This window comes from Nesterenkonia lutea (assembly GCF_014873955.1).
In the GTDB taxonomy this organism is placed as follows: domain Bacteria; phylum Actinomycetota; class Actinomycetes; order Actinomycetales; family Micrococcaceae; genus Nesterenkonia; species Nesterenkonia lutea.
This window is the reverse complement of sequence record NZ_JADBED010000001.1, coordinates 1,530,765-1,541,713: the sequence shown is the minus strand read 5'-3', so window position 1 is coordinate 1,541,713 and position 10,949 is coordinate 1,530,765. Positions and strand designations below refer to the sequence as shown.

At 66.5% G+C, this 10,949-nt stretch carries 9 protein-coding genes and 1 tRNA gene; 5 read left to right on the top strand and 5 right to left on the bottom strand.

Annotated features, from left to right (window positions below):
* Window positions 1–61: 61 nt before the first annotated feature.
* Window positions 62–145: transfer RNA gene (locus tag H4W27_RS07005), tRNA-Leu, on the top strand.
* Window positions 146–190: 45 nt separating this feature from the next.
* On the opposite strand, the gene H4W27_RS07000 is transcribed toward H4W27_RS07005, so the two are convergent.
* The 3 genes from H4W27_RS07000 to H4W27_RS06990 all read right to left on the bottom strand — a co-directional run bounded on the left by H4W27_RS07000 (window position 191) and on the right by H4W27_RS06990 (window position 3,643).
* Window positions 191–1,357: a DDE-type integrase/transposase/recombinase gene (locus H4W27_RS07000; RefSeq protein WP_192594337.1), complete on the bottom strand. Its 1,167-nt coding sequence runs from the start codon at window positions 1,355–1,357 to the stop codon at window positions 191–193.
* 128 nt (window positions 1,358–1,485) lie between these two features.
* Entirely contained in the window at window positions 1,486–2,652 is a 1,167-nt protein-coding gene (locus tag H4W27_RS06995; RefSeq protein ID WP_192594337.1) for a DDE-type integrase/transposase/recombinase, read from the bottom strand.
* 229 nt (window positions 2,653–2,881) lie between these two features.
* The gene (locus H4W27_RS06990) at window positions 2,882–3,643 is read right to left on the bottom strand and encodes a lysophospholipid acyltransferase family protein (RefSeq protein ID WP_192595289.1); all 762 of its coding nucleotides are present in this window, start codon (window positions 3,641–3,643) and stop codon (window positions 2,882–2,884) included.
* Window positions 3,644–3,705: 62 nt separating this feature from the next.
* On the opposite strand from H4W27_RS06990, the gene H4W27_RS06985 reads away from it, so the two are divergent.
* The 4 genes from H4W27_RS06985 (at window position 3,706) to H4W27_RS06970 (ending at window position 8,248) form a co-directional block, all read left to right on the top strand.
* Window positions 3,706–4,452 carry an alpha/beta hydrolase gene (locus tag H4W27_RS06985; protein ID WP_192595288.1) on the top strand — a complete coding sequence of 249 codons (747 nt, stop codon included), beginning with the start codon at window positions 3,706–3,708 and terminating at the stop codon, window positions 4,450–4,452.
* On the top strand, window positions 4,449–4,814 hold the full coding sequence (locus H4W27_RS06980) for a hypothetical protein (protein ID WP_192595287.1): 366 nt from the start codon (window positions 4,449–4,451) through the stop codon (window positions 4,812–4,814). The genes H4W27_RS06985 and H4W27_RS06980 overlap by 4 nt, the downstream gene beginning before the upstream one ends.
* Before the next feature lie 72 nt (window positions 4,815–4,886).
* Window positions 4,887–6,710: an AMP-dependent synthetase/ligase gene (locus H4W27_RS06975; RefSeq protein WP_192595286.1), complete on the top strand. Its 1,824-nt coding sequence runs from the start codon at window positions 4,887–4,889 to the stop codon at window positions 6,708–6,710.
* 140 nt (window positions 6,711–6,850) lie between these two features.
* On the top strand, window positions 6,851–8,248 hold the full coding sequence (locus H4W27_RS06970; RefSeq protein WP_225939353.1) for a class II 3-deoxy-7-phosphoheptulonate synthase: 1,398 nt from the start codon (window positions 6,851–6,853) through the stop codon (window positions 8,246–8,248).
* A gap of 76 nt (window positions 8,249–8,324) precedes the next feature.
* Here H4W27_RS06970 and H4W27_RS06965 read toward each other — a convergent pair whose 3' ends face one another.
* Complete coding sequence (locus H4W27_RS06965) at window positions 8,325–9,746, bottom strand: protein kinase domain-containing protein (RefSeq protein ID WP_192595285.1); 1,422 nt, start codon at window positions 9,744–9,746, stop codon at window positions 8,325–8,327.
* A 99-nt stretch (window positions 9,747–9,845) separates the two neighbouring features.
* Entirely contained in the window at window positions 9,846–10,934 is a 1,089-nt protein-coding gene (locus H4W27_RS06960; protein WP_192595284.1) for a polyprenyl synthetase family protein, read from the bottom strand.
* Window positions 10,935–10,949: the final 15 nt, after the last annotated feature.

Sequence of the window (10,949 nt, the reverse complement as noted above, 5' to 3'; positions counted from 1 at the left end):
TCGCTGCCGGGAGGAAATCGCCGGCAGAAGATCGGGCTGGAAAGGTCTGATCTGCAGGTATGCGCGAGTGGCGGAATAGGTAGACGCGCTGGCTTCAGGTGCCAGTGCCTTCACGGGCGTGGGGGTTCAAGTCCCCCCTCGCGCACAGATGTGATGTCTCAGTACATCGGAAAGGCCCTGAACCCTCGGTTCAGGGCCTTTCTTCTTGCCCGGATCCACGGGGCTGGTAGTCCCGTGTGGGATCAAGGATCAGTTCCCTCAAGACCTCTCCGGTGCGTTTGTCCGCGATGATCACATGGCGATCTTTGATGATCTTCACCACGGGGGTTCCCGCGTGGGTTCGCCCGATCCCGATATGTCGCATCCGCCCGTCGTAGCGGATGCTGAGCTTGCCGAACTTATCCACCCGATCTTGTAGGTACCTCGTGGTGTCTTCGGGCAGCGGTGCCGGAGAGTCTTTGGGCCGACCGATATAGGCCGCATAAGGGGTTGCGCGGCGTGCTGAGTGGATCCGCTCGGTGTTATAGATCCTGGTGAAGTCCCCCAGCAGCTGGTTCAGCTCAGTGATGCTGGCCGCCGCGGGGCGGGCAGTGATCCATTTCTTCATCGTCTGTTGGAATCGTTCGACCTTGCCCTGGGTCTGGGGATGATTGCCTCGACCGTTGCGCTGGATCACGTCGTGGGTGCGCAGCAGCTTCTCGAACCGGTTGGGCCCGCCCCGGAACCGGGTGGTGTAGACCAGCCCGTTATCGGTCAGTGTGGCCGCTGGAATCCCGTGCTGACCTGCGGCGACGGTGAAGGAGGAGATCACAGTGTCCACCGTGACCCGCAGATGTGCCTGCAGATGCACCACCATTCTGGAGTAGTCATCGAGCCAGGTGATCACCTCGGCGATCTTCCCGTCGGCAAGGACGATCTTGGTGACATCTGATTGCCAGCACCCGTTAGGCAGTTCTGCTTCGAATCTGAGCAGCGAGGATTTCGGTCGTTTCTTCGGCGCGGGTGCCACCAGGTTCTGCCGGTTCAGGATCCGCGCGATGCTCGCCCGGGACGGGGTCTGATTCTCGGAGAGGTTCTTGCGCAGGTGATCTCTGATCGTGGCCGGGCCTGCGTCCAGGCCCTGGGCCACCAGCTCAGTCCGCAGTCGGGTGATCTCGGTGATGACCTCCTGGCCCGTCGCGGCAGGGTGTGAATGGGGTCTGCGGGTCTTGGTGTAGAACGCCGCCTCGCCTTCTCGGGCCCACTGTCTCAAGAGTTTGGAAACCATCGATTCCGAGACCCCGTAGGCCCGTGCAGCCTGGGCTTGAGACATCGTGCCTCTGTTGACCGCTGTGATGATCTGCTTGCGCTTGGTCATCAATCATGATCGGCCACCGGAACCTTTCCGATGTATTGAGACATCCCTTGAATATGTATTGAGACTCAACACCCCCTCGCGCACAGATGTGATGTCTCAGTACATCGGAAAGGCCCTGAACCCTCGGTTCAGGGCCTTTCTTCTTGCCCGGATCCACGGGGCTGGTAGTCCCGTGTGGGATCAAGGATCAGTTCCCTCAAGACCTCTCCGGTGCGTTTGTCCGCGATGATCACATGGCGATCTTTGATGATCTTCACCACGGGGGTTCCCGCGTGGGTTCGCCCGATCCCGATATGTCGCATCCGCCCGTCGTAGCGGATGCTGAGCTTGCCGAACTTATCCACCCGATCTTGTAGGTACCTCGTGGTGTCTTCGGGCAGCGGTGCCGGAGAGTCTTTGGGCCGACCGATATAGGCCGCATAAGGGGTTGCGCGGCGTGCTGAGTGGATCCGCTCGGTGTTATAGATCCTGGTGAAGTCCCCCAGCAGCTGGTTCAGCTCAGTGATGCTGGCCGCCGCGGGGCGGGCAGTGATCCATTTCTTCATCGTCTGTTGGAATCGTTCGACCTTGCCCTGGGTCTGGGGATGATTGCCTCGACCGTTGCGCTGGATCACGTCGTGGGTGCGCAGCAGCTTCTCGAACCGGTTGGGCCCGCCCCGGAACCGGGTGGTGTAGACCAGCCCGTTATCGGTCAGTGTGGCCGCTGGAATCCCGTGCTGACCTGCGGCGACGGTGAAGGAGGAGATCACAGTGTCCACCGTGACCCGCAGATGTGCCTGCAGATGCACCACCATTCTGGAGTAGTCATCGAGCCAGGTGATCACCTCGGCGATCTTCCCGTCGGCAAGGACGATCTTGGTGACATCTGATTGCCAGCACCCGTTAGGCAGTTCTGCTTCGAATCTGAGCAGCGAGGATTTCGGTCGTTTCTTCGGCGCGGGTGCCACCAGGTTCTGCCGGTTCAGGATCCGCGCGATGCTCGCCCGGGACGGGGTCTGATTCTCGGAGAGGTTCTTGCGCAGGTGATCTCTGATCGTGGCCGGGCCTGCGTCCAGGCCCTGGGCCACCAGCTCAGTCCGCAGTCGGGTGATCTCGGTGATGACCTCCTGGCCCGTCGCGGCAGGGTGTGAATGGGGTCTGCGGGTCTTGGTGTAGAACGCCGCCTCGCCTTCTCGGGCCCACTGTCTCAAGAGTTTGGAAACCATCGATTCCGAGACCCCGTAGGCCCGTGCAGCCTGGGCTTGAGACATCGTGCCTCTGTTGACCGCTGTGATGATCTGCTTGCGCTTGGTCATCAATCATGATCGGCCACCGGAACCTTTCCGATGTATTGAGACATCCCTTGAATATGTATTGAGACTCAACACCCCCTCGCGCACAGATCAGCAGCACATGAGCTGCTCGGAAGCCCCGGAGTGATGATCACGATCATCGCCCGGGGCTTTTTCGTGCCCCGCCGCCGTGACCGCTCCTGCCCGGCCGCTGTCCCGCTTCTTGCGCGCGGGCCGCTCCTCGCGGTGCCCGCTAGTCCGCGGTCGGCCCGGGGGAGCGTGAGTCCTCGCGGTGGCGGTGCGCCCGGCGGGCAGCCTTGGCCGCCGCCTTCTCCGCCTCCAGCTGGCGCTTCACATCTGAGGCATAGACGTCCACGTACTCCTGGCCGGAGAGCCGCATGATCCGGTACATGATCTCGTCGGTGACCGCGCGCTGGGCGAACCGGTCCTCGGCGTTGCCGTGGTAGGACTCGAAGGTCATCGGTTCGCCGACGATCATGCCCACCCGTCCCAGCCGCGGGATGTTCTTGCCGATCGGCTGGACCTTGTCGGTGCCGATCAGCGCGATCGGGATCACGGGCGCCTGGGTGTTGAGGGCGAGCCGCGCGATCCCGAGCTTCCCGCGGTACAGCCGACCGTCGGGGCTGCGCGTGCCCTCGGGGTAGAGCCCGAGCACGGCCCCGTCGCGCAGCGCCTGCTCGCCGGCGTTGAGCGAGTTCTGGCTCGCCGCCCCGCCCGAGCGGTCCATCGGGATCTGACCTGAGAGGTCGAAGAACTTCTTCATCACCCAGCCCGAGGCTCCCTGCCGGGCCCAATAGTCGTCCTTTGCCATGAAATGGACCTGGCGCGGCACCTTGACCGGGATGAACACGGAGTCGGAGAAGGAGAGGTGGTTCGAGGCCAGGATGGCGGGCCCCTCGCTGGGAATGTTGTGCAGACCCCGCACCCAGGGGCGGAACGCCGTGTTGACCACCGGCCCCACGACGATGTTCTTGGCGACGCTGTAGAACGACACTGGGGAGGGTCCTTTCCGGCGGCTGAGCTTCGAGACCACTGTAGAGGCAATACAGTGAGTTCATGGACACGTCCGGCACGGGAATCGCCGTCTTTCACGGATTCACCTCCACCCCCGCCTCGATGCAGCCGGTCGCCGCGGCGCTGCGCGAGGCCGGCTTCACCGTGGATCTGCCGCTGCTGCCCGGCCACGGCACCAGCTGGCAGGAGCTCCAGGGCACGAGTCGTCAGCAGATCGCACGCGCGGCCCTGGCCAGCTACGACCGGCTCGCCGCGCGGTGCTCCCGCGTGGTCACGGTCGGGCTGTCGATGGGTGGGGCGCTTGCTCTCCACGTGGCGGCGCACCGTCGGGTCGACGCGGTCGCGGTGATCAACCCAGGACTCCGGCTCGCCCCGCTGACCGGTCCCGCCGCCTGGGCGCTGGGCCGTCTCCGCCCCACGGTGGCCAGCATCGCCGGGGACATCGCCAAGCCTGGCGTGATCGAGGAGGCCTATGCGCAGACACCGCTGCGCGCCGTGGTGCAGCTGGACCTCCTCTTCGCCCAGGTGCGCCAAGAGCTCCCGGAGATCCGTCGGCGCGGGACTCCGGTCATGCTCTTCCGCTCGGGCACCGATGATGTCCTGCCCCCCTCCTCAGCCGATACGCTGATCAGGGCACTCCCTGAGGACCAGCTGCAGGTGATTCATCTGCCGCGCAGCCGCCACGTGGCCACCCTGGACCATGAGGCGGAGACGATCCATCACCACCTGCTCGAATTCCTGCACTCTCGGCACCCTGCCGGTGAGCCCACTGAGAGGATGGCGCCATGAGCACCTATCGCGACGACGAGCCCAGCAGAGTATTCGGCCGCGGCGGGGACTCCCGGCCCGTGTCCGGACCCGGCCATGGGCCGCGCGAGAACCGCGTGGACGATGCCGTGGGCGAGGATGTCGATGACTTCCAGCCGCCCAACCCCAAGAACCCCCTCGCGGGAGCCCGGCCCGCCGTGGTGCTGGGAGCCGGGCTGAGCATCGGGGGCATCCTCGCGCTGATCATCGTGCCTTTCCTGCCGGTGAACGCCCCCGGCTGGACCGTCACGGCGCTGATCGGCGTCGTGCTGGCCGGCCTGGTGATCCTCTTCCTGCAGATGCCCCGCAGCCGTTCCGGAGGAGGCGACGGCGCCCAGGTCTGAGCCCTGGTTACCGATCAGTATCCGCCTGTGACAAGATGGTGTGACCCAGCACACATGATGGAGGAGTCCGCCGTGAAGGAAATCGCAACACCCCCCGCCGTCGAGGTTCCGGCTGATCTGAACATCACCGATCTGCTTGAACGCCAGGTCACGGCCGATCCGGCGAACATCCTCTTCGGGCGGCAGCTGAGCCCCGGGCAGTGGACCGATGTCAGCGCCGCGGAGTTCCGCGACCAGGTGGTCAAGATCGCCAAGGGTCTGATCGGCTCTGGGATCGAGGTCGGGGACCGTGTGGCGATCATGGCGCCCACGCGGTATGAGTGGACGCTGCTGGACTTCGCCATCTGGTACGCCGGGGCGATCACCGTGCCGGTCTACGAGACCTCCTCGCCCTCCCAGGTGGCGTGGATCGTCGAGGACGCCGGCGTGAAGCTGCTCTTCGCGGAGACCCAGAATCACCAGCGGATCGTGGAGCGCGCCGTCGCGCAGGAGAAGCTTCAGGGACTGGGGCAGATCCACACCATCGAAGGCGCCGGGCTGGACGACATCCGCGCCAAGGGTGCCGGGATCACCGAGGACCAGGTCATCGCGCGCCGCAACGTCGCAGCGGGTGCGGACCTGGCCACCATCATCTACACCTCCGGGACCACCGGACGGCCCAAGGGCTGCGAGCTCACGCATTCGAACTTCACCGAGCTCTCGCTCCAGGCGCTCGGATCTTCGCTGGGCTCGGTGGTCCACAAGGACGCCTCCACAGTCATGTTCATCCCGCTGGCCCACGTCTTCGCACGCTTCATCTCCGTGCTGGCGGTCGCCGGGGGCTCCCGCGTCGGGCACACCTCGGACATCAAGGACCTGGTCGATGACCTGGGCACCTTCGAGCCCACGTTCCTGCTCGCCGTCCCCCGGGTCTTCGAGAAGATCTACAACGCGGCGATGCTCAAGGCCGAATCCGAGGGCAAGGGCTCCATCTTCGCCAAGGCCGCCGACACGGCGATCGCCTGGTCCCGCGCCAAGCAGCAGGGCAAGGTCCCCTTCACACTGGGTCTCAAGCACACGGTCTTCGACAAGCTCGTGTACTCCAAGCTGCGTGCTCGAATGGGCGGTCAGGTCCGCCACGCCGTCTCGGGCGGCTCACCGCTGGGGGAGAGGCTCGGCCACTTCTTCTACGGAGTCGGTGTGCAGATCCTGGAGGGTTATGGCCTGACCGAGACCACGGCGCCGCTGACCGTGAACACTCCGGAGCTGAGCAAGATCGGCACTGTGGGAGCACCGCTGCCCGGGTGCGCCGTGAAGATCGCCGAGGACGGCGAGATCCTGGGACGCGGAATCTGCGTGTTCCGCGGCTACCACAACCGTCCCGAGCTCGATCAGGAGATCTTCACCGAGAACGGCTGGTTCCGCACCGGCGACGTCGGAACGCTGGACTCCGACGGCTGCCTGACCATCACCGGGCGCAAGAAGGAGATCCTGGTGACGGCCGCGGGCAAGAATGTCTCGCCCGCACAGCTGGAGGACCTGATCCGCGCCGACGCGATCGTCTCCCAGGCGGTGGTGGTGGGGGACAACAGGCCCTTCGTCGCCGCACTGATCACCCTTGACGTGGACACCCTTCCGCAGTGGCTCAAGCGGCAGGGGCTTCACCCCGAGACTCCGGTGACCGACCTGGTGAAGGACCAGAAGATCATCGACCATGTGCAGTCTGTGATCGACAGGGCCAACGAATCGGTCTCGCGGGCGGAGTCCATCCGTGAGTTCCGACTTCTGCACACGGACTTCACGATCGAATCCGGGCACCTCACCCCCTCGCTGAAGATCAAGCGGCCCCTGGTCATGAAGGACTTCGCCGAAGAGGTCGAGGCCCTCTACGCCGATGCGGCCCGGAACAAGGCCTGAAGGGCTCGCCCTCACACCACCACTGCGAAGGGAGCCCCGGTGCCGGAGAGCACCGGGGCTCCCTTCGTCCGCATGCTGGAATGACGCCGCGGCATTAGGTGCCGCTGTGACGAGCGGACTACGCTGATCGGGTGACTACCCTGCCAGAGCCCCGTTCTGATGCCCCGCTGACCGCCCCCGGCGAGATTCTGCATGTCGGCGCCGCCGACTACCCAGGCCTCGATGAATGGCGTTCCCTGCCGCTGCGACAGCAGCCGGACTGGCATGACCACGAAGACTTTGATTCCGCCTATGCCGAGCTCTCGGCGCACCCGCCGCTGGTCTTCGCCGGTGAGGTGGACAAGCTCAAGCGCCGCCTGGCCAAAGTGGCCAACGGTGAGGCCTTCCTGCTCCAGGGAGGCGACTGTGCCGAGACCTTCGACGGTGTCAGCGCCGATCGGATCAGCGCCAAGATCAAGACCATCCTGCAGATGGCGGTCGTGCTCACCTACGGGGCGTCGCTGCCGGTGGTGAAGATGGGCCGCATGGCCGGCCAGTACGCCAAGCCGCGCTCTTCCGATGTGGAGACCCGCGACGGCGTGACGCTGCCGACCTTCCGCGGCGAGATCGTCAACGGCTTCGCCTTCACCGAAGAGTCGCGCCTCCCGGACCCCAAGCGCATGGTGGCGGCCTATCACAAGTCCGCCGCCACGCTGAACCTGGTCCGCGCCTTCACCGAAGGCGGCTTCGCCGATCTCCGCGCGGTGCAGCAGTGGAACAAGGGCTTCATGGCGAATCCGGCCCACGCCCGGTATGAGCAGCTCGCCGGCGAGATCGACCGTGCCGTCAGGTTCATGGAGGCCTGCGGCGCCGACTTCGAGGGCCTCAAGCGCACTGAGTTCTACGCCGCCCATGAGGCGCTGCTGCTGGACTATGAGCGCGCCCTGACCCGCATCGACTCCCGCACCGGCAAGCCGTACGTGACCAGTGGACACTTCGTCTGGATCGGGGAGCGGACCCGAGAGCTCGACGGCGCGCATATGGACTACCTCTCCCGGGTGCAGAACCCGGTGGGAGTGAAGCTCGGTCCCAGCACCACTGCGGAGACCGTCCTGGAGATCATCGACAAGCTCGACCCGGAGCGCGAGCCGGGCCGGCTGACCTTCATCGTGCGGATGGGCGCGGGCAATGTGCGCGAGAAGCTGCCACCGCTGGTGGAGGCGGTCCGCGATTCAGGGGCGAAGGTCGTCTGGGTGACCGACCCGATGCACGGGAACACGATCACCGCGGACAACGGCTATAAGACCCGCCGATTCGACGACATCCTGGACGAGGTCCGCGGCTTCTTCCAGGTGCACCGTGAACTGGGCACCTACCCCGGCGGCCTGCATGTGGAGATGACCGGTGACGACGTGGCCGAGTGTCTCGGCGGCTCCGACGTCGTCGACGAGTCTGCGTTCGACCGGGGATACGAGTCCCTGGTGGATCCGCGGCTGAACCACAAGCAGTCTCTCGAGCTCGCCTTCCTGGTGGCGGAGTCGCTGACCGAGGTCAGCTGAACTTCGCCGCGCTGAGCTGGGCGCAGCCGAGCCGCGCGGACCGGAGCTGAGCAGGTCAGCGGGCTGGTGGGGCGGCTCAGCCACCGCCGAGGCTGGGGATCAGTGCGTCCGTGACGCCGATCCACCCTGCCATGAGCACCAGCAGGGCACTGCCGATCATGAGCGCCGCGACCATCAGCCAGGCTCGCGTGGGGGTCGGACGGGTCAGCTCCACCGTGGGTCGCTGACGTTCGCGCCGATCCGTGCGCTCACGCTCGGCCGGCCTGCGCACCGGTGAGGACACCGCAGGCTGCGCGCCCGTGGGCGGGTCATCCGCGCTGAGCCGCGGACGAGCCAGCTGCAGACCGCTGGTGGGAACCTCGGTCACGAGCTGGCGATCCTCCTCGGCGAGGCTGGGCTGCCGTGCCCCCGCCGCATCCCGGTGCTCCTCCTGGAGGTGGGTGGTCCGCGCATGTCCCAGCGCCGTGTCGATGTCCTCGTCCCAGGGCTCCGCCACGGTCCGCTGGTCATCGACCTCGTGGAAGGCTTCGGTGGAGTCACCGGGCAGGATGGTGGTGTCCCGGGGAGCCGATGGTGCGCCCGGTCGGGGCCCTGCTCCCATGGTCGGGATCGCGCGGGTCGTCGCACGGGCGAGGGCGCCGTCGAAGTCCAGCTCCGCCTCGCTGAGCTGGCCGCGCACCTCGCGCAGCATCTTCAGCAGCTCGTCGGCGTTCTTCGGGCGCAGCGCCACCTCCGGTCGGGTCGAGATGCTGACCAGGTCGTCGAGCTCGGCCGCCAGGCCCTGCACCTGTGCGGAGGGGACCGGGACGGTGGAGTTCACGTGCTGATAGGCGACTCGCACCGGGGAGTCGCCGGTGAAGGGCTGCACCCCTGTGAGCATCTCGTAGAGCAGGATCCCGATCGCATAGATGTCCGAACGTTCGTCGGCTCCTTCCCCGGAGAGCAGCTCGGGGGAGATGTAGGCGACCGTGCCCATCAGGGTCGAGGTGCCGGAGTGATGTGTCGCCGCCCTGGCCAGTCCCAGGTCGGCGAGCTTGATCCGGCCGTCGTGGGAGACCAGGACGTTCTCCGGCTTGATGTCACGGTGCACCAGTCCTGCACGGTGGGCGGCGGCCAGGCCCTGCAGGATCGAGTCCATATAGGTCAGTGCGAGCCGAGGTGTCATGGCCCCGTGCTTGAGCAGCGTGCGCAGGGTGGCCCCTGGGACATACTCCATCACCAGGTAGGCGGTCTCCCGGGCCTGGCCCTGGTCGAGGACCTGCACGACGTTGGGGTGGGCGATCAGCGCGGAGTTCCGCGCCTCCTGCTCGAAGCGGTCGACGACCTTGCGATCCTCGGCCATATGCGGGAAGAGCACCTTCAGCGCCACCTCGCGGCCCAGACGCTCGTCCTGGGCGCGGTAGACCGTCGACATCCCGCCGCGCGCGATGCGCTCATCGATCACATAGCGGTCATCGATTCGGGAACCGATCCACGGGTCAGACTGTTCGGTGCTCACCGCCCCAGGGTACCGAACGCGACCAACTCCCGCCCAGCTCGGGACGCGCGATCCCACCCAGTGTGGGACGCGCGATCTCGCCGAGTGCGGGACGGGTCCTTAGACGGTGCGGAGGACGAGGCTGCCGCGGAGGTGATCGAACTCCTCCAGCACTTCCGCAGCGACGCCGAACTCAGCGAGCCCCGCCGTGTGCTTCACGCTCTGCGCGGTGAGCTCCTCGATGCTGCGCTCGACCTCGTCCACCGCGCCGGCCTCGAGGAGGATCTCGCGGGCGCGGTCAACCTGCTGCTGGTCCAGTTCGGGGTCCCCGAGCATCTGGGCGAGCTCGGCGGAGCCGCGCGGGGAGGACCGGAACAGCCCATAGGCGATCAGCTCGGTGCGCTTGCCCTCGCGCAGATCGTCCCCGACGGGTTTGCCGGTGGTCTCGGGGTCACCGAACACGCCGAGCAGGTCATCGCGCAGCTGGAATGCCTCGCCCACGGGCAGCGCGGCTGCGGCGAACGCCTGGCAGAGGGCGTCGGGGCCTCCGGCCAGGGCCGCTCCCAGGACCACCGGGTATTCGGTGGAGTACTTGGCCGCCTTATAGCGCAGCACCCCGCGGGCCCGGGCCACGGCCTCGGCCTCGGTGTCAGCCGGTGCGCGGACCTCCTCCAGCACATCCAGGTACTGCCCCGTGATGACCTCGGTGTGCATGCGATGAAAGGTGGAGGCGGCCAAGGGGCTGCTGGCGACCCCGTGCTGGAGCGCGGCGGTCTGTGCATGGAAGAACGCCTCGGAGGCCCAGGCCAGGGACAGGTCGCCGGAGAGGATCGCCCCGGTGGTGCCGAAGTGGGCCTGGTCGCCGGTGAATCCCGACTCCCGGTGCAGCGTCTCGAAGCGAACGTGGGCGCTGGGGAGCCCGCGCCGGGTGGCGGAGCGGTCGATGACATCATCGTGGACCAGGGCGGCAGCCTGGAAGAGCTCGAGCGCCACGCCGAGCTCCACCACCGCGCCTCCCTGACCGCCGGCGGCCTGCCAGCCCAGCCGGGCCAGCGCAGGGCGCATCTTCTTGCCGCCGCGGGTCAGCTCCATCAGTGCGGTGACCAGCGGAGCAGCCTGCTCGGAGACGGCGCGCACCTCCTGGTGGCGCCTCTCCAGGAAATGGACGCATCCGGCGTTGACCTGGCTGATGAATTCTTCGCGGTCCATGGCGGATAGCCTAGC